The organism is Sphingopyxis sp. YR583 (assembly GCF_900108295.1).
Taxonomy (GTDB): domain Bacteria; phylum Pseudomonadota; class Alphaproteobacteria; order Sphingomonadales; family Sphingomonadaceae; genus Sphingopyxis.
The window spans coordinates 1,173,556-1,194,209 of record NZ_FNWK01000001.1 but is presented as its reverse complement, the minus strand read 5'-3'; the positions used below and the strand labels follow the sequence as shown (position 1 = coordinate 1,194,209).

The following is a 20,654-nucleotide window of genomic DNA, read 5'->3' as shown; positions in this document are numbered from 1 at the left end:
GACCAGCCCACGAAAACATCATTCGGCGGCCGGGTGTAGGGTTTGGTCGCCGAGCGGGGGTTGCAATTTGTTTCAGCGTCACGAACCCATCGCGGGGATGTCCGGCAACGCCGCCGCCCTCACGATGTCGCAAGCGATACCGCTGCGGCGCGCCGATTCCGGTGCCGAACCGCATCTCGGCTGGCGCGATCGGCTGGCAGAGCTCGACCTCGTTCCCGACCTTGGCGACAATATCGGTTCGGCCATATGGTGGCGCGGTCTCGCGACATTAACCTTGCTCTGCGGCACGGCGATCGCGACCTTCCCCGGTATCCAGCCGCTCGAGGTCGGCGGCACGCCCGCGCTCGACGCCGCCGATTTCAACGAAGCGCGTGCGCAGATGATCGTGCCGCTCGCTTTCGGCGGCGACACCGGACGTCATATGGCGGCGACCGACGCGGTCCGTCCGCTGACGCAAACCCCGGAACGCCCGCAGATCGAACTCGCCGCCACGCTGGGTAGCGGCGACAGCTTCGCGCGCCTGCTCGAACGTTCGGGTGTCGGCAGCAGCGAGGCGCAGGCGCTCGCCAATCAGGTGTCGGGCGCGGTTCCGCTTGCCGACATCGCGCCGGGCACGCGCATCGACCTCATCCTCGGCCGCCGCGCCGCGCGCACGATGCCGCGCCCGGTCGAGGCGCTCGCGATGCGCGCGCGTTTCGACCTGCGGATCGAGATGGAGCGTGTCGGCGGCCAACTTGTGATGCGCCGCATTCCGATCGCCGTCGATGCGACCCCGCTGCGAATCCGCGGCCGCGTTGGCGACAGCCTCTATCGTTCGGCGCGCGCCGCCGGTGCGCCGCCCGCGGCGATCCAGTCCTATCTGCGCGTCGTCGGCAAACAGATTTCGGTCGGCAGCGACATTCGGGCCGGCGACGAATTCGACATCATCGTCGACCATCGCCGCGCCGAGACGGGTGAGAGCGAGACGGGCAAATTGCTCTATGCGGGCCTGATCCGCGGCGGGAAACCGAAACTCTCGATGCTCGAATGGACGGTTGACGGCCGGACCCAATGGTATGAGGCATCGGGTGTCGGCGAACAGCGCGGCGGCATGGCGCGGCCCACAAACGGCCGGGTGACCTCGACCTTCGGCATGCGCCGCCATCCGATCCTCGGCTACAAGCGCATGCACAGCGGCATGGATTTCGGCGGCGGCTATGGCGCGCCCATCTATGCGGTGACCGACGGCGTCGTGACGATCGCCGGGCGGCATGGCGGCTTCGGCAATTATGTGAAGCTCAACCACGGCAACGGCCTCGGCACCGGTTACGGCCATATGAGCCGCATCGCGGTGCGCCCCGGCCAGCGCGTCAATCGCGGGCAGGTGATCGGCTATATCGGCTCGACCGGCCTCTCGACGGGCCCGCACCTCCATTACGAACTCTATCGCAACGGGCGCGCGGTGAACCCGTCGTCGGTGACCTTCGTCACCCGTGCCCTGCTCGAAGGCAAGGCGCTCGCCGATTTTCGAGCGCGCATCCGGTCGCTGACGTCGATCGCGCCCGGTGCCGCCTTGGCCCCGATCGCCCCGCAACAGGTCGAGGGGCCGAAGCTCGGCAGCCTCGCCGATGTGGCATCGAAACGCGCGGGCGACGGGATCTGACCCTTACCTGAAGCGGCAATATCCATTTGCCCCGCGGCCAAGCGCCGCTATGCACCCCGCATGACCCAAGCCGCTTTCCCCGACCTGCGCCTGCGCCGCACCCGCCGCACCGGCTGGAGCCGCGCGATGGTGCGCGAAACGCACCTCTCGCCCGCGAACCTGATCTGGCCGCTCTTCGTCGCCGACGGAACGGGCAAGGAAGAGCCGATAGCGAGCCTGCCCGGCGTATCGCGCTGGTCGGTCGACCTGCTCGTCGAGCGCGCGAAGGAAGCGGTTGCGGCAGGCATCCCGTGCCTTGCGCTCTTTCCGTACACGCAGCCTGATCGGCGCAGCGCGGACGGCGGCGAGGCGCTCAATCCCGATAATCTGATGTGCCGCGCCACCGCCGCGATCAAGCAGGCGCTCGGCGACGACATCGGCATCCTCACCGACGTCGCGCTCGATCCCTATACCAGCCACGGGCAGGACGGGCTGATCGACGATGCCGGCTATGTGCTCAACGACGAGACGGTCGAGGTGCTCGTCGGGCAGGCGCTCAATCAGGCGCGCGCCGGTGCCGACATCATCGCGCCCAGCGACATGATGGACGGCCGCATCGGCGCGATCCGTCAAGCGCTGGAGGCCGAAGGCTTCGGGCATGTCCAGATCATGAGCTATGCTGCCAAATATGCCTCGGCCTTTTACGGACCGTTCCGTGATGCGGTCGGCTCGCGCGGGCTGCTCAAGGGTGACAAGAAAACCTATCAGATGGACCCCGCGAACAGCGAGGAGGCCCTCCGCGAAGTCGCGCAGGATCTCGCCGAGGGCGCCGACAGCGTGATGGTGAAGCCGGGGCTGCCCTATCTCGACATCGTTCGCGCGGTGAAGGACAATTTCGCGGTACCCGTCTACGCGTACCAGGTGTCGGGCGAATATGCGATGATCGAGGCCGCGGCAGCGGCAGCGGCGGGTGCGGGCGACCGCGACGCGCTCGTCCTCGAAACATTGCTCGCCTTCCGCCGCGCCGGTGCATCGGGCGTGCTCAGCTATCACGCGCTCCACGCGGCGCGGCTGCTCGGCGCCTGATAATATGATCGCTTCCGCATCGCCGCGCCGCTGGCTGTTCGTGCTGACGATCCTCGTCGGCAGCTTCCTCCTCTTCCTCGTCCAGCCGATGGTTGCGCGCATGGTGCTGCCCAAGCTGGGCGGCGCGCCCGCGGTGTGGAACAGCGCGATGCTCGTCTATCAGGCGCTGTTGCTCGGCGGCTATGCCTATGCGCACTGGCTCGGGCGTTTCACCGTGCGGCGTCAGGCGACGATTCATCTCGCGCTTTTCCTCGTCGCGGCGCTCTGGCTCCCGATCGGCATCGCCCAGATCGCACCGCCCGCGCCGGGACAGGAGGCGCTGTGGGTGCCCTTGCTCCTGCTCGCGTCGATCGGCCCGGTCTTCTTCGTCGTATCGGCGCAGGCGCCGTTGATGCAGCGCTGGTTCGCCGCCGACGCGCGCGCGGGCGATCCCTATTATCTTTACGCCGCGTCGAACCTCGGCAGCTTTGCCGGCCTGATCAGCTATCCGGCGCTCGTCGAGCCGACGATGCCGCTCGCGGTGCAAAGCTGGGGCTGGACCGCGGGTTATGCCCTGCTGGTCCTGCTCGTCGCAGGGGCGGCCGCGGCGCGCTGGCATGGCGGCGCCGAAAGCCATGCGGCCGCCTCCGACGAACCGCGACCGACGCTCCGCCGCCAGCTCCACTGGCTGCTGATCGCTGCCGTGCCGTCGGGGCTGATGCTGTCGACGACGACGCACCTCACCACCGACATCGTCGCGATGCCCTTGCTCTGGGTGCTACCGCTCGGCCTCTATCTGCTCAGTTTCGTGATCGCCTTTTCGACGATGGCGCGGCCGACGCAGATCATCACGCTGGTCGCGCCGGTGGTGTTGCTCGCGGTTGGCGGGCTCGGGCTTTTGAGCTCGGGCGGCGGGTCGATGATGGTCGCGCTCGCCAGTCTCGCGATGCTGTTCGTCATCGCGACCGCGCTCCACGGCTATCTCTATCACCTGCGTCCGGCGCCGCAGCATCTGACGCTCTTCTATCTCATCATGTCGGCGGGCGGCGTGCTCGGCGGATTGTTCGCGGCCTTGTTCGCGCCGCTGATTTTCGACTGGGTGTACGAACATCCGCTGCTGATCCTCGCCGCCGGGCTGTTGCTGCCGCTTCCTGCGCTCTTCCCGTGGGACAAATGGCTGGGGCTCGACCCGAAGATCACGCGTATCGCAGCCACGATACTCGTCGTGATTGCGGCATTCGGGGCCTGGCATATGGCGAACGCATGGACGGGCCGGTTCGATAGCGGGACGACCGCGTGGGGCATCGCGATCTTCGTCATCGGCATTCTCGTGATCGGCTGGCGCTGGGCCTATGTGCCCTTGCTCGCGTTGCTGATGATCGGTGTCGGCGGCTGGGACACGATCCAGGAAAGCTTCACCGGCGCCCGCGTGCGCAGCTATTTCGGCGTCTACACCGTCACCGACTATCCCGCATCGAACCAGCGCCGCCTCGCCCACGGGACGACGCTCCACGGTCTCCAGCGCACCGACGCCGCGCACCGGCGCGATCCGACCACCTATTACGGTCCGCAGTCGGGCGTCGGCCTGACGCTCGACAAGGCAGCGGCGCTTGCCGGGCCGGACGCATCGATCGGCATCGTCGGCCTCGGGGCGGGAACGCTCGCCTGTTACCGCAAACCCGGCCAGCACTGGACGATCTTCGAAATCGATCCGGTGATGGTCGACATCGCGCGCGATCCGTCGAAATTCACCTTCCTGTCCGATTGTGCCGGCGACACGCCGATCGTCATCGGCGACGCGCGACTGCAACTCGCCAATCAGCCCGCCGGCCGCTTCGACGTCATTGTCATCGACGCCTTCTCGTCCGACGCGATCCCGCTGCACCTGCTGACGAAGGAAGCGATCGGCATCTACGCGCGCGCGATGAAGCCCGACGGAATCCTGCTCATTCACATCTCGAACCGCTTCTTCGATCTGGAACCGGTGCTGGCGGCGGAAGCGAAGGCGCGCGGCTGGACGAGCGCGATCCGAATGGATCCCGGACCGATCGGCGACGAATATGGCGACCTCACGGGATCGAACTGGGTCGCGCTGACGGCGACGCCGCAGCGGATGCAGCAATTGACGGGCGGCATCCGCCCGCGCAAGGACGCGATGGATCTCGACGCGTGGGTGCCGGTCGATGCACGCCCCGGTTTCACCCGCTGGACCGACGATTATGCCTCGACGCTGCCGGTCCTGATCTGGAAGAATATTATCGGAGGCCGCGACGAATGACCTATCAAGACGTCAGCATCATCAGCGTCAACGGCAAGACGCCGCAGATCGACCCCAGCGCCTTCATCGCGCCGGGGTGCCGGATCATCGGCGACGTGACGATCGGTCCCGACGTCAGCATCTGGTATAATTGCGTACTCCGCGCCGACGTCAGCAGCATCGTGGTCGGTGCGCGTTCGAACATCCAGGACGGCAGCGTCGTCCATTGCGACGGCCCGATGCCGCATCGCCCCGACGGCTTTCCGACGATCATCGGCGAGGATGTGCTGATCGGCCATCTCGCGATGGTGCATGGCTGCATCCTTGCGGACCGGGCGTTCGTGGGCCTCAAAGCGACGGTGATGAACGGCTGCCGGATCGGCAGCGACGCGATGCTCGCCGCGGGCGCGCTCCTCACCGAGAATAAGGAAATCCCCGACCGCGAACTCTGGGCCGGATCGCCCGCGCGCCGCGTGCGCGAGATCGACGATGCACAGGCCGCGGGCATGCAGATGGGCGTCGCGCATTATGTGATGAACGGCCGCATGCACAAGGCGGCGATCGAGGGCTGAAACGAAAAGGGCGCCCCGGTCTCCCGGAGCGCCCTGTTTGCAATCTTCGCCGATTAGCTGAAGTTCACCATCGCATAGAGCATCGGGATCGACAGCAAGGTGTTGGTCCGCGAAAAGATCATCGCGGTCTTGGCAGCCTTCGCCTTGGTCGCATCGTCGGCCTCGACGATGCCCAGCGCCTTTTTCTGGTTCGGCCAGATGACGAACCAGACGTTGAACGCCATGATCAGGCCCAACCACATGCCGACGCCGATCAGCTTGTACGGATCCTGCAACCCCAGCGCGGGTGCCAGATATTTGGCGTGACCCGCGATGGCGAGGCCCAGCAGCACGGTGATCAGCGCCGCCCAACGGAACCAGAACAAAGCGGCGGGTGCGATATGCTTGCCGACCGCCGGTTTCAGCTCGGCCGGGATTTTCGGCATCGTCGGAATCTGGACGAAGTTGAAATAGTAAAGCAAGCCGATCCACAGCACGCCGAAGAAAGTGTGCAGCCAGCGCATGATCGCATTGCCCGCGGCAATTCCGTCCTCGAAATTCTGGCCGTTCAGCGTGAGCATCAGGACGATGGCGAGTATAAGACCCGCGCCGAGCACGGCGTGCAGGTTCCCGAAAAATTTATCCATGGCAGTTCCCCCTGTTTATCGCGGCCCCCGCGTGCGACCCGGTGCCGGTGACGCAGCTATGCCAGCCCGAGGGGGAAATGCATCAACTTTTGTCGGCGGCAGCCTCTTCGGGCACGGCGAGGCCGTTCTTCAGCATCACCGGAACCTGGCTGAAGGTGAAGAGGAAGGAGAGGGCGGTGACCCCCCAGACCTTGATCGTCAGCCACAGGTCGAAACTCATCTGCTTCGCCTGGATCATCTCGTACATCACATGATTGGCGATGCCGAGCGCGGCAAAGAATATCCCCCAGTTGCGCGACAGGAGAAGCCAGCCACGGTCGGTGAGCCCTTCCAGCGCCGACTGCAGCAGATATTTCAGCATCGGCTTTTTGAAATAATATCCGCCGAGCAACAGCACCGCGAAGGCGGCGTAGATGATCGTCGGTTTCATCACGATGAAGCGCTCGTCGTGGAACCAGATGGTCAGCGCGCCGAAACCGAGGACAAGGATGCTCGACATCCACAGCATCGGCGAAATCTTGCCGAGCTTCCATTTCGACACGATCATCGCGATGACGATCGCGACCATAAACGCCACCGTGCCCTTGATCGCGGCGGTCGTCGCAGCAAAGGCGCCTTCGCCGCCCGACGAAAATTTATAGGCGACGAAGAAGACGAGCAGCGGCCCGAAATCGATGACGAAATTGAGCCAGCCATGCTTCGCGGGCGGCGGTGCCGGGACCGTCTCGGGGCCAGTGGGAAGCACGTCGCTCATCGGATATTTCCTGCAATAATGCCCGCGATCTCGTCCGCATCGAACGGGCGAAGATCATCGATGGTTTCGCCGATGCCGATCGCGTGAATGGGAAGGCCGTGACGCTCGGCGGCCGAGACGAGCACGCCGCCACGCGCGGTGCCGTCGAGCTTGGTCATCACGAGGCCGGTGACGCCGGCAACCTCGCGGAACACGTCGATCTGCGACAGCGCATTCTGCCCCGTCGTCGCGTCGAGCACGAGCACGACGTCGTGAGGCGCGGCGGGATTGAGCCGGCCGAGCACGCGCTTGATCTTGGCGAGTTCGTCCATCAGTTCGCGCTTGTTCTGAAGCCGTCCGGCGGTGTCGACGATCAGCACGTCGATGCCCGTCGCCGTCGCCTGTTTCACCGCGTCGAACACGATGCCCGCGCTGTCGCCGCCCTCGGGCCCCGCCATGATCGGCACGCCGAGCCGTTCGGCCCAGACCTTCAATTGCCCGATCGCGGCGGCGCGAAAGGTATCGCCGGCGACCAGCATCACGCCATAATCCTGTTCCTGGAACAGGTGCGCGAGCTTGGCGATCGTCGTGGTCTTGCCCGATCCGTTGACTCCGATCACCAATATGACTTGCGGGCGCGGGAAAGCGTCGATGTCGAGCGGTTCGGCGACCGGGCGCAGGACCGCGGCGATTTCCTCCGCGACGACCTTGCGCAGTTCCTCGGTGCCGTTCGCGGCGATGTCGCGGCGTTCGGCGAGGCGGCCGCGGATGCGGTCTGCCATCGCGGGGCCAAGGTCGGCGGTGATCAGCGCCTCCTCGATCCGGTCGAGATCGTCCTCGTCGAGCCGCGCCTTGCCGGTCAGCCCGGCGAGATTTTCGCCGAGCCGTTCGGAGGTGCGGCGAAATCCGCCGAGCAGCCTTTCACTCCAGCTTTTGCCGGTCATGCGGCGATGTCCTTTGCTTGGGTGGGGGTGGCGATCATTCGGTCGCCGTCGCGCGCCGTCAGGCGCACGTCGATAATGGTGCCGGGCGCCGCGGGTGCGGTCAGCGTCACGGCGGCGAAATTTTCGGCATGGCCGCTGACGCCGTCGCGCTCGACGAGCATCGAAGCGGTGCGGCCGGTTTGCGTATCGAGCCAGTCCTGCCGACGCCGTGCATTGGCTTCGCGCAGGATCGCGGCGCGTTCGCGCGCGACCGTGCGGCCGACCTGCGGCATCCGCGCGGCGGGCGTCCCGGCGCGCGGGCTGTAGGGAAAGATATGACCGAAGACGATGTCGCAATCGTCGATCAGCGCCAGCGAGTTCGCGAACATCGAGTCGTCCTCGGTCGGAAAACCCGCGATCAGATCGGCGCCGATCGCGATGTCGGCGCGCGCCGCCTTCAATCGCTCGATCAGCCGCACCGCGTCGGCGCGGCGATGGCGGCGCTTCATGCGCGTCAGCACCATATCGTCGCCCGCCTGCAGCGACAAATGGACGTGCGGCATCACGCGCTTTTCCTGCGTCAGCAGCGCGAACAGCGCGTCATCGATCCGGTTCGGGTCGAGCGACGAGAGGCGGAGGCGCCCCACCGGCAAAGCCAGCAACGCCTCGACCAGCGCGGCCAAAGTCGTGCCGCTGTCGTCGCCATAGCTGGCAAGGTCGACGCCGGTCAGGATGATCTCGTGCTGCCCGCGATCCAGAGCGGTGCGTGCGGACGCGACCACCGCGTCGACGCTTGCCGATCGCGCGATCCCGCGCGCCAGCACCGTCGCGCAGAAAGTGCAGCTATGCGAGCAACCCGTCTGCACGCCGAGGAAGGCGCGCGCATGATCGGCGCCGGAGAGGGCTGGGGCGTAGGCCGAAGCCGCCGGCGCGACTGCGCCGCCGTAGCTTTGAGTCAGGCCTTTCGCGTCATTGGACACCACCCGGGCACCCATTGCAGCAAAAGCATCGCGCTCCAGTTCGGCCGCGCACCCCGTCACCACAACCTCGGTTCCCGGCCGCTCGCGTAGCGCACGGCGCACCGCCTGCCGTGCTTGCCGCACCGCTTCGTCGGTCACTGCGCAACTGTTGAAGACGATCGTGTCGCGCGCGCCCGCGGCCTTGATGGCCGAGCGGATGGCCTCGCCCTCGGCGATGTTCAGTCGGCAACCGAAATTGACGACCTCTTGCCGGTCGACGAGGGATGCGCTCATCCGAATTGCGCCCAGTCGGTCTCGCCCTCGTAAACGCGTGTCGCGGCGCCGCTCATCACGATCGGTTCGCCGGGCGCCCAGCGGATGACGAGGTCGCCGCCGGGCAGCGACACCGTCACCGGCGACTGGACAAGGCCGGCGCGGATCGCGGCGACCGCGGTCGCGCACGCACCGGTGCCGCACGCCTGCGTCAGGCCGACGCCGCGTTCCCAGACGCGGAGCTGCAACTGGTTTTCGCCGTCGAGGCTCGCGACATTGACGTTGACGCGCTCGGGGAACAGCGGATCGGTCTCGATCCGCGGGCCCAACTCGTCGAGCGCGACGGCGTCGGCCTCGGGTACGAAAAACACGATATGCGGATTGCCGACATTGACCCCCGCGCCATGCTCCAGCTCGTCCCACGCGACGGGCATGTCGCGCGTGTCCATCGGCATCGCGAGCGGGATATGCTCCCAGTCGAATTCGGGTTCGCCGAGCACGACCTCGGCGCCGCCGTCGGCCGGGGTGACGCGCAGCATCCCGCCCAGCGTTTCGATCACCGCGGGCTTGCCGATCAGCGTCGCGACGCAGCGCGTCGCATTGCCGCACGCCTCGACCTCGCCGCCGTCGGCGTTGAAAATCCGCATCTTCACATCGGCGTTGTTCGACGGTTCGAGCAGGATCAACTGGTCGCACCCGATGCCGTGGCGGCGGTCGGCGATCGCATGCGCGCGCGCCGGCGTCATCTCGACGGGCGTCACGCGCGCGTCGATCACGACGAAGTCGTTGCCGAGGCCGTGCATCTTGGTGAAGCGGTCTGCCATAATCCGCGCATGTAAGGGGGCGCGGGCGCGAAGTCTAGCGATGCGGCGGGATTACGCCGTCTTGCGCAGCGGCGCGTCTTCGCTCGTGTCGGGGCCCGCAGGCGGCACCAAGGGCGCGCGCAGCAGGCCGCGGTCGGCGAGCAGGCGGTCGGTGTCGGCGGCCGACGCGGCGCGGCCGAAAAACCAGCCCTGACCCTTCGAACAGCCAAGCCGCGTCAGTTCGATCGCGGTCGCCTCATCCTCGACACCCTCTGCGGTGATCGGCATGGCAAGGCTTTCACCGAGCCGCACGATCGCGACGACGATCGCCTGTGCATCGGGGCTGCCGCGCATCGCGGCGATGAAGCTGCGGTCGATCTTGATCCGGTCGAACGGCAGCGCGCGCAGATGCGACAGCGAGCTATAGCCGGTGCCGAAATCGTCGAGGCTCAGCGATACGCCCTGGTTCTTCAGGCTGGTGACGATCGAGCGCACGAGCGGCAGATTTTCGAACAGCGAGCTTTCGGTGATCTCGACCTCGAGCTGTGCCGCCGGAAAACCCGTCTCGACGAGCAGCTTGGTCAGTTTCTGGCTGAACCAGGGATCCTTCAATTGCTGCGGCGAGATATTGACCGCGAGCATGATCGACGGATCCCAGCGCTTGGCGATTTCCATCGCCTCGCGGATGACCTGCAGCGACAGTTCGCCGATCAGGCCGCTTTCCTCTGCGACCGGAATGAAACGTTCGGGCGGGATCATCCCATATTCGGGCGATTCCCAGCGCATCAGCATTTCGAAACCGAGCAGCCGGCCGCTGGCGATATCGACCTGCGGCTCGAAATGCGGGATGAACTCGCCGCGCGGCATGCCGTCGCGAATGCCGGTTTCGATCTGGTTGCGAACCTGCACGGCCATCTCCATTCCGGCTTCGAACCAGCAGAAGCGGTTCCGGCCTTCGTCCTTGCAATGATACATGGCGATGTCGGCCTGACGGACCATCGTTTCCATCGTCATGCCGACATCGTTCGCGAGCGCGATGCCCAGCGAAGCGCCGATCCGGATCTGCTGCGCGTCGTGCACGACCTTGTTGTCGAGTTCGGCGACCAGTTCGGCCGCGAGCGCGTCGATGTCGGCGCGCGCCGCCGGTTCAAAGGCCAGCATCGCGACGAACTCGTCTCCGCCGAGCCGGGCTTTCGTTGCATTGGGGGGCAGAACGGCCGAAATGCGCTCGGCGGCGACCTGCAGCACCCGGTCGCCCGCGGCATGGCCGTGAATGTCGTTGACCGTCTTGAAATGGTCGAGGTCGAGCAGGAACAGCGCGACCTGACGCTTTTCGGCGACTGCGCCGGCGATCATCCGTTGCCCGGCCGACAGCAGCGCCCGGCGGTTGAGGAAGCCGGTCAGCGGGTCGGTGTCGGCCAGGTAGCGCGCGCGCTGTTCGGCCTCGGTGCGTTCGCGGATTTCGCGGTTCAGATCCTTGTACCGGCGCCAGCCGAACAGGATCAGCGCGACGTTGAGCACGAGTGCGGTGGCGAGCGCGCGATCGGGGCCGCCGCCGATGCCGATCAGCGCACGCACCGCCGCCTGCATCACATTGCTGCCCGTCCCCACGAACAGCAGGATTGCGGCGACAACGATGCCGCCGGCTATGATATCGCGTTTGGCGCCCTCGCTTCGGTCGAATGGCTTCGGCGTCGCTGTCATATGAATTTTTCCCACCCTCATGCGCTCTATGGGCGCAAAGCGGTGAAATTTGGGTTAAGTGGGCCGCATCGGCGCTTGCTTGCCTATATGGGCATAAATGTGTATTGGCCGCCGCGTTCGCGCGCATTTTGCGTTCGGGCATATCGACATCCGCGACGGAAAACCTGTCCACGGATACCGCTGGTTGGCGAGGTTTCGCTCACCGGCGTGTTTTGCGTTGCGGGCGTCGAAAACAAGGATTTGAGGCGCATGTTCGACAGTCTGAGCAATCGGCTTGGCGATGTTTTCGGGAAGCTCCGCGGCCGCGGTGCGCTGACCGAGGACGACGTGCGCGCCGCGATGCGCGAAGTGCGAATCGCCCTGCTCGAGGCCGACGTCGCGCTGCCCGTGGTGCGCAGCTTCGTCGATCAGGTCACCGATCTCGCGATCGGCCAGAATGTCCTGCGCTCGGTCACCCCGGGGCAGCAGGTCGTCAAGATCGTCAGCGACGCGCTGACCGAAATGCTCGGTTCGGAAACCGCCGAGCTCGACCTTGCCGTCACCCCGCCTGCCGTCATCATGATGGTCGGCCTTCAGGGCTCGGGTAAAACCACCACGACCGCGAAGATCGCGAAGCGGCTGAAGGACAAGGAGCGCAAGAAGGTGCTGATGGCGTCGCTCGACGTCAATCGCCCCGCTGCGCAGGAACAGCTTGCCGTCCTCGGTACGCAGATCGACGTCGCGACGCTGCCGATCGTCGCGGGTCAGCAGCCGGTCGAGATCGCGCAGCGCGCGATGCAGGCGGCAAAGCTTCAGGGCTATGACGTCCTGATGCTCGATACCGCGGGCCGCCTCCACGTCGATCAGCAGCTGATGGACGAGATGCAGGCGGTGTCGCGTACCGCGAACCCCGCCGAAACTTTGCTCGTCGTCGACAGCCTCACGGGTCAGGACGCGGTGCAGGTCGCACAGCGCTTCACCGATCAGGTGCCGCTCACCGGCGTCGTGCTCACGCGCATGGATGGCGACGCGCGCGGCGGTGCCGCGCTCAGCATGCGCGCCGTCACTGGCAAGCCGATCAAGTTTGCGGGTACAGGTGAAAAGCTCGACGGGCTCGAACTCTTCCAGCCCTCGCGCATCGCGGGTCGCATCCTCGGCATGGGCGACGTCGTCAGCCTCGTCGAACGCGCCGCCGAAACGATCCAGGCCGAAGAGGCCGAGGCGATGGCGGCGAAGATGGCCAAGGGCCAGTTCGACCTCAACGACCTCCGCACGCAACTCAATCAGATGCGCCGCATGGGCGGCCTCGGCGCGCTCGCCGGGATGATCCCCGGGATCAAGAAGGCGCAGGCGCAGATGGCCGCCGGCGCCGCCGACGACAAGATGCTCATCCACTTCGACGCGATCATGGGGTCGATGACCCCCAAGGAACGCGCGAAGCCCGAAATCCTGACCGCGAAGCGCAAGATCCGTATCGCCAATGGCTCGGGCACCACGGTGCAGCAGGTCAACAAGGTGCTGAAGATGCACCAGGAAATGGCCAGCGCGATGAAGAAGATCCGCAAGATGGGCGGGCTCAAGGGCCTCGGCGCGCTGTTCGGCAAGGGCGGCGGCATTCCCGGAATGGGCGGAATGGGCGGTGGCCTCCCCGGTCTCGGTGGCGGCGGATCGATCCCGCCCGAACTCGCGAATCTGATGAATAAGAAAAAGTGATTTTAACCGACAACTCGAATTTGAATTAGAAAGAAGGAATTACTCATGGCAACCTCCATTCGCCTCGCACGCGGCGGTTCGAAAAAGCGTCCTTATTACAAGATCGTCGTTGCTGACTCGCGCAGCCCGCGCGACGGCCGCTTCATCGAGCGTATCGGCAGCTATAACCCGCTGCTCGCCAAGGACAATCCCGAGCGCGTGAAGCTCGACGCCGACCGTGCGAAGCATTGGGTTTCGGTTGGCGCGCAGCCGACCGACCGCGTCGCTCGCTTCCTCGACGCCGCTGGCGTCCTCGAACGCGCCGCGCGCAACAACCCGAACAAGGCTGTTCCGGGTGAAAAGGCCAAGGAACGCGCCGAGGAAAAGGCCCAGAAGCTGGCTGACGCCGAAGAAGCCGCAGCCGCCGCTGCCGCCGCACCGGCCCCGGAACCCGAAGCGCCCGCCGCTGAAGAAGCTGCCGCTCCCGAAGCCGCTGAATCGGACGCAACCGGCTCGGTGAAGAGCGAAGAAACCGCCGAAGCCGTTGCCGAAGCCGTCGCCGACGAAACCCCGGCCGACGCGACCGCCGACGACGCGACCGCGATCGCCGAAGAAGTCGCCGAAGGCGGCCCGGTCGCTGCCGAAGCCGAAGAAGCTCCGGCCGCCGAAGCTGGCGAAGAAAAGGCCGAAGGCTAAACCTTGGCCGACGCGAATCGCCCCGTCACCCTCGCCGCCATCGCCGGCGCGCACGGGGTACGGGGCGAGGTGCGTCTCAAGCTGTTTGGCGAAGGCGCGGAGGCTCTCCGCGCCTTTTCCGTTTTCGATGCGGGCGACCGCAAGCTCACGCTCAAATCGGTGCGCCCCGCCAATCAGGGCGCGGTCGCGACCTTTGCCGAGGTCAACGACCGCAGCGCCGCCGAGGCGCTCCGCGGCACCGTGCTTACCGTCCCGCGCTCGGCATTGCCGGCGCTTGGCGAGGGCGAATATTACCATCACGACCTGCTCGGCTTGCCGTGCGTATCGACCGACGGCAGCGCGATCGGCACCGTTGTCGCGATCGACAATTTCGGCGCCGGCGACATCGTCGAAATCGAACGCCCGACCGGCAAGCGTTTCATGGTGCCGATGCGTGTCGAGGCGGTGCCCGAATGGAACGCCGAACGGCTGGTCGTCGCCCAGGCCTTTGCCGACGCGGACTAGCGTCGGCTTAGCGGCAGAGTGTCTCTCGTTTCCGCGCCGCGATCGAATCGGGCGCGATATCGAACCAATGTTCCTCGTCGCTCATGTCGAAACGTTGGATCTCTGCGCCGCTCGCGTCATAATCGATGATCTCGATCGGCCGCATCCGGTTGCCCTTGCAATCCATTTCTTCCAGCATAACGCTCAGCGGCGGTTCGTCTTCGTCGAGTGTGGCGTTACGTCCGTCCGCGCGGGAGCGATATTGCACGAGCGGTCCGCTCCGCTTCGCCGTCGCCGGGTCGTAATAATGAAACACGCCGCGGTCGTCGTCGGTAAGCCGGGTCCATTCGGCCGCCGCTGGCGCCGCCACGCCCAGCGTCGATACCGCCACTATCGCGCAAATGAATTTTCGCATGTCTGGTCCCCCGTGCGCCCGGTCGGCGCGCGGCCACCCTGCTGATATCGCCCGCCAAAGCAAGCCCGGGTAATTTGGGGATGCCCTGTCATTGCCCGGACACGGCCCGGGTTTCCGGTTTCCCGGCGATGGCGATCAACGCGAGGCTTGACCGCGAGCGCGCCACCCCGGATCAGGTTCGGGTGATGTCGCAGCCGGACTCGTCCAGCTTGCTTGTGGAGAATCGTGATGCGTTCGAGATCGGCTTTTGCTTTCGCGGCTATTTTGGCCGTGTCGTCACCTGCGCAGGCGCAGGACGCCCCCAAGGCGCTCGACCAGCTCGCCCCCGAAATCGATGCGCTCTTCGCGAAATTCCAGGCCGAGCAGCATATCCCCGGCCTCGTCTACGGCGTCGTCGAGGACGGCAAGCTCGCCTATGTGAAGGGCATCGGCGTCCAGAACATCGCCGACAAGCGCGCCGTCACGCCCGACAGCCTGTTCCGCATCGCCTCGATGACCAAGGCGTTCACCGCGCTGTCGATCCTCAAACTGCGCGACGACGGCAAACTCCGCCTCGACGATCTTGCCGAACAATATGTGCCCGAAATGAGGGGCTGGACCTATCCGACCAAGGACAGCCCGCGCATACGGGTCAGGGATTTGCTCCAGCATGTCGGCGGCTTCGTTACCGACGATCCGTGGGGCGACCGGCAGCAGGTGCTGCCGCAGGACGACTTCACCAAAATGATCGCGACGGGCGTGCCGTTCAGTCGCGTGCCGCAGAGCCAACATGAATATTCGAACTTCGGCTATGCGCTGCTTGGCCGCATCGTCGCCAATGCGTCGGGCATGGCCTATACCGATTATGTCCAGAAGACGATCCTGACCCCGCTCGGCATGACGAGCAGCGGCTTCGACGCGCCGAAGGCTCCGAAGACGCGCTATGCGCTCGGCTATCGCTGGGAAAATGACAAATGGACCGCCGAGCCCGAGATGGTCGATGGCGCGTTCAATGCGATGGGCGGGTTGCAGGTCAGCGCCAACGATTATGCCAAATGGGTCGCCTTCCTGCTCTCGGCATGGCCCGCGCGCGATGATGCCGATAATGGCCCGGTCAAGCGGTCGACGGTACGCGAGATCGCGCAGGGATCGAACTTCGTCTCGGTCACGAACCGCATCGGCGCCAGCGGCGCGACCGCGTGCAAACAGGCCGCCGCCTATGGCATGGGCTGGCGCGTCGCACAGGATTGCGACCTCGGCCTCACGCTCGCGCATGGCGGCGGCTATCCGGGTTATGGCAGCCATGTGATGCTGATGCCCGATCATGGCGTCGGGGTGTTCGCGCTGTCGAACCGCACTTATGCCGGTCCGTCGGGCCCGGCATGGGACACCGCGGTCGCGCTGGACAAGGCGGGGCTGCTCGAGGCGCGTGCGATCCCCGTGTCGCCGGCGGTCGCGGACGCCTATGCGGCGGCGAAGGCGGCCTATGCTGCGGGCGATGTCGGTCCGCTTCAGGGCCGGCTCGCGATGAACTTCCTGCTCGACCGCTCGGCCGATAACTGGAAGGTCGAATTCGCCAAGCTGAAGGCCGAGGTCGGCGAATGCCCGACCGACGAACCGCTGGCGCCAACCGGCGCGATGTCGAGTGCGTTTCGCCTCAACTGCGAAAAGGGAAAGCTCGACGGGCAATTGCTGCTCGCGCCAACGACACCAGCGACGATCCAGGCGCTACGCTTACGCGTCGTCCCGCCCGAGGCGCGATAATGTCGACGGGGTGAGGCTTTATGCAAGGGACAGCCTCACCCCGTTTCACCCTGACCCTAGGGGACGGACAGGGAAATTATCGTGCCCGGCGCGGGCGGACGCCGCAGCGCTGGGCGACGCGGGTAAAGGCGCTGTCTTCGCCGGGCGCGCTCGGCAGGGCGATCCATTCGCCGAGGCGGCGGAACGGGGTCGCGAGCCAGTGAAGGCCGCGGGCGATATCGGCGCTGAAATGATCATGACCGTCATTCCAAACGCGCATGAACTGCTCGTCTTTCATCGTTCATCTCCTTTCGCTTCGGTACAGCCTGAATGCGCCCATTGGCGCCGCGCCGCCAACAAAAGGCGTAGACCATGATATAAGGCTGACTTATAAGGTCGTATGTCCCGCCTGCCGCCCCTCGCTGCCATACGCACCTTCGAAGTCGCCGGTCGTTTGCAGAATTTTTCGCGCGCCGCCGAAGAGCTGGGACTGACGCAGGCGGCGGTCAGTTATCAAATCCGCCAATTGGAGGACCGGCTCGGACGCGCGCTCTTCGTGCGCGAAAAGGGGCGGGTTCGCCTCTCCGAAACCGGGCGACGGCTGCTCCCCGCGATCAGCAACGCCTTCGCGACGATGGGCGATGCCTTCGCCGCGCTCGGCAGCGACGAGGCCGATGTGCTGACGATCAACGCCTCGACCAGCTTCGGCGGCACCTGGCTCAGCGCGCGCATCGGCAGCTTCCAGCTCCAATATCCCGAGCTCGCGGTGCGCATGGCGATGAGCAACGATCTGGTCGACTTCGACGCCTCGAACGTCGACGTCGCGATCCGCATCGGCCGGGGTGTGTGGCCCGGGCTGCGCGCCGATTTCCTGATGCGCCAATATCTCGCGCCGATCGCCTCGCCGGCGTTTATCGAAGAGCATGGCATAAGCGAACCCGCCGACCTGCTGCGCGTCCAGCGGCTCGCGCCGAACGATAGCTGGTGGGCCGACTGGTTCACCCTTGCTGGCGTCGAAACGCCGCTGGTGCCGTCGCGCCGCGGGATCGAACTCGACAGCCAGTTGCAGGAAGGGAGCGCGGTACAGGCGGGCTTCGGCGTCGCGATGATGACCCCGCTCTACTGGCAGGGCGAACTCGCGAGCGGCCGCATGGTCCAGCCCTTCGACACATTCTATGTGTCGGCGACGTCGGGCATGTGGCTCGTCCACCGCGACAATCGGGTGGGGGTGCGCAAGATCGAACGCTTCCGCGAATGGCTGCATGCGGAGATCGAGAAGGATCGCCACCTGCTCCCCGACGCGGTATGGGAGCCGCCATCATGACCTTCACTGCTGTCCCCCTGACCCTCTATCCCGACATGTTCCCCGGCCCGCTGGGGCACAGCATGGCGGGGCGCGCGCTCGAAAGCGGCACATGGCATTGCGCGCCGGTGCAGATCCGTGATTTCGCGACCGACAAGCACCGTACCGTCGACGACACGCCCGCGGGCGGCGGTGCGGGCATGGTGCTGAAGGCCGATGTGCTAGGCGCGGCGATCGACCATGCCGTCGCGGCGCATCCGGGCTTGCCGATCCTTGCCATGACGCCGCGCGGGGCACCGGTGACGCAGGCGCGCGTGCGCTCTCTTTCGGCCGGTCCCGGCGCGATCATTCTCTGCGGCCGCTTCGAGGGGTTCGACGAGCGCATCTTCGCTGCGCGCGCGATCGAGGAGGTGTCGATGGGCGACATCATCCTGTCGGGGGGCGAAATGGGCGCGCTGCTGCTGCTCGACGCCTGCATCCGGCTGCTCCCCGGCGTGATGGGCGCGGCGGCGAGCGGCGACGATGAATCGTTCGAGCAGGGGCTGCTCGAATATCCGCACTATACCCGCCCGGTAAGTTGGGAGGGACAGGATATTCCCGATGTGCTGCGATCGGGCGACCACAAAAAGATCGCCGCCTGGCGCCGCGAGCAGGCCGAGCGCGATACAAGGGCGCGCCGCCCCGACCTGTGGGCGGCTTATGTCGCTGCGCGCGACGGGCGATAGCGCAGCAGCACCCACGGCACCTTTGCGCTGTCGAACATCAGCCGGCTTTTCTGCTGGGTAAAGGGCGGCATATGATCGCCGACGATGAGGATGTCCGTGGGCGGGAAATCGGGCCGGCTCGCCATCGCGGCGAGCGCCGCGGCGGTATCGTCCCAGACCGCGAAAAGACGGCAGACCTGCGGATAGTCGCTATCGAGAACGGCGCCGAGCTGACGGCAATTCTCGGTGCGCAGCTCGGCGTTGGCAACGACCGGCAGGTGCGAATTGAGCGTCAGCCAATAGATGAACTGCGGCTCTTTTGCCGCGGCCAGATCGCGCCCGATCAGGCGCGGGATGTCGCGGTCGCACGCGCCGGGAAAGACATTGGGGCAATGCCCCGCGCCCTCGGCCTCGATCGTATCGCGAAAGCTCGTCTGTTCGAAACCGATCAGCGGATACCATTGGTCGCGATCGAAGAATTTCGGCGAAAAGCCGTGGAAGGCGTGCGTCCGATAGCCGCGCCGCGCCAATATGGCGGGCAGGCAATCGGGCTGGGGACCGGTAATTTCCCCATAGTCGCCCCAGCGCTGGCATAGCTCGCGAATCTCGCCCTTGGTCGTCGAATTATAGAAGGTCGTGCTGCCCTGGCTGATCGCGAACCGCTCCGACAGTTCGGGGCGCGTCCAGATCGCGTCGAGCCGCTCGCGCAGCGTCGCCTCGGTGGGAAGCCCCATCGCCTCGACCACGACGATCATCACATTGCGCTTGCCGTCGGCAAGCGTCAGGAAACCGGTCTGACGGGTTGCGGAGGTGAAGGGCGCGCCGACGGGCGCCATCCGGTTATAGGCGGTCGAACCGTCGCGCGCCCAGATATAGTCGGCCTGCGCCAGCGTATAGGTCAGCGCGGCCGCCGCGATGATCCATTGCAGTCCGTGCAGGGTCTGCGGCTTGCGGAGCTGCCGTGCGGCAAAGGCAAGGACGAGGATCAGCAGGCCGCCGCCGACCATATATTCGGGCGAGGCGGCGGGGCGAAGGTCGAGCACCAGCGCGATCACCGACAGGATCATGCTGATATGCATGTTGAACATGTTGGCGATAAAGACGAGCGTCAGGTAGAAAAGCAGGCCGAAAAAGGCCGTGAGGCGGACCCAATAGCCGAACCAGCTCGCGGCGAAGCCGACCGCGCCGCACAGCATGATCTCCGACGCCCGCATCGGGCCGCCCATCACCGTGATCGGCAAGAAGGGCAGGTTGGGCAATATGATCCAGCACAAGGCCCAGTTGAGGAACGCGGCCAGCCCCACGCCGCCGGCCGGCGCAAAAGCGCGGCTCGCCAGCGGCTTTATGGCATTCATGTACAGCATCGGTCCCCTTCGATGCCGTCCATGGCGGATTTTGGTTAATGGCTGTTTAAATCGCCGCCGCCGCCGGTCTGCCGAACCCCTTGCATTTGGCGCCTTTCCGGCGTAGTGGCCCCGGCTTCAAGTGGAACCAGGCGAATCGCGTTCATCGCATGTGCCTGTCATCCGCTTATCCCTGATCGCTTTGCGGACAGGGCGCAGGGTTTCCGAAGTGCTGCGATCGGGAAGCCTTGTCGATAGAAACGGTTACGCAGGCCGGACCTTTGGGAGCGCCATGAGGGTGCTCGGGACCGACCTGCCTCTGGCGCGCGGCGACAAGAAAAGGACTAGAGGACATGAACCTCATCCAGACGATTGAAGCCGAAGAAATCGCCAAAGCGGCAAAGACCATTCCGACCTTCCGTCCCGGCGACACGCTGAAAGTCGGCGTGAAGGTGGTCGAAGGCGAACGCACCCGCGTCCAGAATTTCGAAGGCGTGTGCATCGCACGCTCGAACAAGGGCATGGGCTCCAACTTCACCGTGCGCAAAATGTCGTTCGGCGAAGGTGTCGAGCGCGTGTTCCCGCTCTATTCGCCCAACATCGACAGCATTACCGTCATCCGCAAGGGTGCCGTGCGTCGTGCGAAGCTTTACTATCTTCGTGGCCGCACTGGTAAATCGGCGCGTATTGCGGAGCGCCGCGAATATCGGTCGGAAGCCGGCGAAGGCTAAGGAGAGCTTCTCCTCTACAAAGCCGAAACAGCTTTCAAAAACGACCGGTT

19 protein-coding genes and 2 pseudogenes are annotated in these 20,654 nt (G+C 65.7%); 12 read left to right on the top strand and 9 right to left on the bottom strand.

Annotated elements, in window-relative coordinates; translation table 11 throughout:
* Positions 1-124: 124 nt before the first annotated feature.
* The 4 genes from BLW56_RS05460 to BLW56_RS05445 are packed head-to-tail and all read left to right on the top strand — an operon-like array spanning position 125 to position 5,515.
* A complete protein-coding gene (locus tag BLW56_RS05460) occupies positions 125-1,642 on the top strand; it encodes a M23 family metallopeptidase (RefSeq protein WP_256203316.1) in 1,518 nt (505 codons plus the stop codon).
* A 60-nt stretch (positions 1,643-1,702) separates the two neighbouring features.
* Positions 1,703-2,707: a porphobilinogen synthase gene (gene hemB / locus BLW56_RS05455; RefSeq protein WP_093509594.1), complete on the top strand. Its 1,005-nt coding sequence runs from the start codon at positions 1,703-1,705 to the stop codon at positions 2,705-2,707.
* A 4-nt stretch (positions 2,708-2,711) separates the two neighbouring features.
* Positions 2,712-4,964, top strand: coding sequence for a fused MFS/spermidine synthase (locus BLW56_RS05450; protein ID WP_093509593.1), 2,253 nt, complete (start codon positions 2,712-2,714; stop codon positions 4,962-4,964).
* Entirely contained in the window at positions 4,961-5,515 is a 555-nt protein-coding gene (locus tag BLW56_RS05445) for a gamma carbonic anhydrase family protein (protein ID WP_093509592.1), read from the top strand. The genes BLW56_RS05450 and BLW56_RS05445 overlap by 4 nt, the downstream gene beginning before the upstream one ends.
* Before the next feature lie 53 nt (positions 5,516-5,568).
* On the opposite strand, the gene BLW56_RS05440 is transcribed toward BLW56_RS05445, so the two are convergent.
* From BLW56_RS05440 to BLW56_RS05415, 6 genes are all read right to left on the bottom strand, one after another.
* Complete coding sequence (locus tag BLW56_RS05440; RefSeq protein WP_093509591.1) at positions 5,569-6,141, bottom strand: urate hydroxylase PuuD; 573 nt, start codon at positions 6,139-6,141, stop codon at positions 5,569-5,571.
* An 82-nt stretch (positions 6,142-6,223) separates the two neighbouring features.
* The gene (locus tag BLW56_RS05435) at positions 6,224-6,895 is read right to left on the bottom strand and encodes an inner membrane-spanning protein YciB (RefSeq protein WP_093509590.1); all 672 of its coding nucleotides are present in this window, start codon (positions 6,893-6,895) and stop codon (positions 6,224-6,226) included.
* Positions 6,892-7,818, bottom strand: a complete 927-nt coding sequence (gene ftsY, locus BLW56_RS05430; protein WP_093509589.1) for a signal recognition particle-docking protein FtsY — start codon at positions 7,816-7,818, stop codon at positions 6,892-6,894. The genes BLW56_RS05435 and ftsY overlap by 4 nt, the downstream gene beginning before the upstream one ends.
* A complete protein-coding gene (locus tag BLW56_RS05425; RefSeq protein WP_093509588.1) occupies positions 7,815-9,050 on the bottom strand; it encodes a MiaB/RimO family radical SAM methylthiotransferase in 1,236 nt (411 codons plus the stop codon). The genes ftsY and BLW56_RS05425 overlap by 4 nt, the downstream gene beginning before the upstream one ends.
* A complete protein-coding gene (gene dapF, locus BLW56_RS05420) occupies positions 9,047-9,853 on the bottom strand; it encodes a diaminopimelate epimerase (RefSeq protein ID WP_093509587.1) in 807 nt (268 codons plus the stop codon). Before dapF ends, BLW56_RS05425 begins: the two co-directional genes overlap by 4 nt.
* 51 nt (positions 9,854-9,904) lie before the next feature.
* Positions 9,905-11,536 carry a putative bifunctional diguanylate cyclase/phosphodiesterase gene (locus BLW56_RS05415; RefSeq protein WP_093509586.1) on the bottom strand — a complete coding sequence of 544 codons (1,632 nt, stop codon included), beginning with the start codon at positions 11,534-11,536 and terminating at the stop codon, positions 9,905-9,907.
* A gap of 249 nt (positions 11,537-11,785) precedes the next feature.
* On the opposite strand from BLW56_RS05415, the gene ffh reads away from it, so the two are divergent.
* The 3 genes and pseudogenes from ffh (at position 11,786) to rimM (ending at position 14,407) form a co-directional block, all read left to right on the top strand.
* Positions 11,786-13,228, top strand: coding sequence for a signal recognition particle protein (gene ffh, locus BLW56_RS05410; protein ID WP_093510803.1), 1,443 nt, complete (start codon positions 11,786-11,788; stop codon positions 13,226-13,228).
* 45 nt (positions 13,229-13,273) lie between these two features.
* Positions 13,274-13,750, top strand: a pseudogene (gene rpsP / locus BLW56_RS20815) (30S ribosomal protein S16); the annotation flags it as partial.
* A gap of 156 nt (positions 13,751-13,906) precedes the next feature.
* Positions 13,907-14,407 carry a ribosome maturation factor RimM gene (gene rimM, locus BLW56_RS05400; protein WP_093509584.1) on the top strand — a complete coding sequence of 167 codons (501 nt, stop codon included), beginning with the start codon at positions 13,907-13,909 and terminating at the stop codon, positions 14,405-14,407.
* Between the two features lie 7 nt (positions 14,408-14,414).
* Here rimM and BLW56_RS05395 read toward each other — a convergent pair whose 3' ends face one another.
* A complete protein-coding gene (locus tag BLW56_RS05395; protein ID WP_143043383.1) occupies positions 14,415-14,801 on the bottom strand; it encodes a surface-adhesin E family protein in 387 nt (128 codons plus the stop codon).
* A gap of 228 nt (positions 14,802-15,029) precedes the next feature.
* On the opposite strand from BLW56_RS05395, the gene BLW56_RS05390 reads away from it, so the two are divergent.
* The gene (locus tag BLW56_RS05390; protein ID WP_093509582.1) at positions 15,030-16,544 is read left to right on the top strand and encodes a serine hydrolase domain-containing protein; all 1,515 of its coding nucleotides are present in this window, start codon (positions 15,030-15,032) and stop codon (positions 16,542-16,544) included.
* A gap of 76 nt (positions 16,545-16,620) precedes the next feature.
* On the opposite strand, the gene BLW56_RS05385 is transcribed toward BLW56_RS05390, so the two are convergent.
* A complete protein-coding gene (locus BLW56_RS05385; RefSeq protein ID WP_093509581.1) occupies positions 16,621-16,821 on the bottom strand; it encodes a hypothetical protein in 201 nt (66 codons plus the stop codon).
* 102 nt (positions 16,822-16,923) lie between these two features.
* Here BLW56_RS05385 and BLW56_RS05380 point away from each other — a divergent pair, with 102 nt between their 5' ends.
* Both BLW56_RS05380 and trmD read left to right on the top strand, forming a co-directional pair.
* The gene (locus tag BLW56_RS05380; protein WP_093509580.1) at positions 16,924-17,847 is read left to right on the top strand and encodes a LysR substrate-binding domain-containing protein; all 924 of its coding nucleotides are present in this window, start codon (positions 16,924-16,926) and stop codon (positions 17,845-17,847) included.
* Positions 17,844-18,551 carry a tRNA (guanosine(37)-N1)-methyltransferase TrmD gene (gene trmD, locus BLW56_RS05375; protein ID WP_093510802.1) on the top strand — a complete coding sequence of 236 codons (708 nt, stop codon included), beginning with the start codon at positions 17,844-17,846 and terminating at the stop codon, positions 18,549-18,551. The genes BLW56_RS05380 and trmD overlap by 4 nt, the downstream gene beginning before the upstream one ends.
* Here trmD and BLW56_RS05370 read toward each other — a convergent pair.
* The gene (locus tag BLW56_RS05370) at positions 18,524-19,894 is read right to left on the bottom strand and encodes a sulfatase-like hydrolase/transferase (RefSeq protein WP_093509579.1); all 1,371 of its coding nucleotides are present in this window, start codon (positions 19,892-19,894) and stop codon (positions 18,524-18,526) included. The two genes, trmD and BLW56_RS05370, sit on opposite strands and share 28 nt — an antisense overlap.
* A 240-nt stretch (positions 19,895-20,134) precedes the next feature.
* On the opposite strand from BLW56_RS05370, the pseudogene BLW56_RS20810 reads away from it, so the two are divergent.
* Both BLW56_RS20810 and rplS read left to right on the top strand, forming a co-directional pair.
* Positions 20,135-20,221, top strand: a pseudogene (locus BLW56_RS20810) (tRNA (guanosine(37)-N1)-methyltransferase TrmD); the annotation flags it as partial.
* A gap of 5 nt (positions 20,222-20,226) precedes the next feature.
* Positions 20,227-20,604, top strand: a complete 378-nt coding sequence (gene rplS / locus BLW56_RS05365; protein WP_037513643.1) for a 50S ribosomal protein L19 — start codon at positions 20,227-20,229, stop codon at positions 20,602-20,604.
* Positions 20,605-20,654 lie beyond the last annotated feature (50 nt).

Coding starts and splice junctions, on each gene's coding strand:
- BLW56_RS05460 (WP_256203316.1), top strand. CDS start 125: ATGTCGCAAGCGATACCGCTGCGGCGCGCCGATTCCGGTGCCGAACCG.
- hemB (WP_093509594.1), top strand. CDS start 1,703: ATGACCCAAGCCGCTTTCCCCGACCTGCGCCTGCGCCGCACCCGCCGC.
- BLW56_RS05450 (WP_093509593.1), top strand. CDS start 2,712: ATGATCGCTTCCGCATCGCCGCGCCGCTGGCTGTTCGTGCTGACGATC.
- BLW56_RS05445 (WP_093509592.1), top strand. CDS start 4,961: ATGACCTATCAAGACGTCAGCATCATCAGCGTCAACGGCAAGACGCCG.
- BLW56_RS05440 (WP_093509591.1), bottom strand. CDS start 6,141: ATGGATAAATTTTTCGGGAACCTGCACGCCGTGCTCGGCGCGGGTCTT.
- BLW56_RS05435 (WP_093509590.1), bottom strand. CDS start 6,895: ATGAGCGACGTGCTTCCCACTGGCCCCGAGACGGTCCCGGCACCGCCG.
- ftsY (WP_093509589.1), bottom strand. CDS start 7,818: ATGACCGGCAAAAGCTGGAGTGAAAGGCTGCTCGGCGGATTTCGCCGC.
- BLW56_RS05425 (WP_093509588.1), bottom strand. CDS start 9,050: ATGAGCGCATCCCTCGTCGACCGGCAAGAGGTCGTCAATTTCGGTTGC.
- dapF (WP_093509587.1), bottom strand. CDS start 9,853: ATGGCAGACCGCTTCACCAAGATGCACGGCCTCGGCAACGACTTCGTC.
- BLW56_RS05415 (WP_093509586.1), bottom strand. CDS start 11,536: ATGACAGCGACGCCGAAGCCATTCGACCGAAGCGAGGGCGCCAAACGC.
- ffh (WP_093510803.1), top strand. CDS start 11,786: ATGTTCGACAGTCTGAGCAATCGGCTTGGCGATGTTTTCGGGAAGCTC.
- BLW56_RS05395 (WP_143043383.1), bottom strand. CDS start 14,801: ATGCGAAAATTCATTTGCGCGATAGTGGCGGTATCGACGCTGGGCGTG.
- BLW56_RS05390 (WP_093509582.1), top strand. CDS start 15,030: ATGCGTTCGAGATCGGCTTTTGCTTTCGCGGCTATTTTGGCCGTGTCG.
- BLW56_RS05385 (WP_093509581.1), bottom strand. CDS start 16,821: ATGAAAGACGAGCAGTTCATGCGCGTTTGGAATGACGGTCATGATCAT.
- BLW56_RS05380 (WP_093509580.1), top strand. CDS start 16,924: ATGTCCCGCCTGCCGCCCCTCGCTGCCATACGCACCTTCGAAGTCGCC.
- trmD (WP_093510802.1), top strand. CDS start 17,844: ATGACCTTCACTGCTGTCCCCCTGACCCTCTATCCCGACATGTTCCCC.
- BLW56_RS05370 (WP_093509579.1), bottom strand. CDS start 19,894: ATGCTGTACATGAATGCCATAAAGCCGCTGGCGAGCCGCGCTTTTGCG.
- rplS (WP_037513643.1), top strand. CDS start 20,227: ATGAACCTCATCCAGACGATTGAAGCCGAAGAAATCGCCAAAGCGGCA.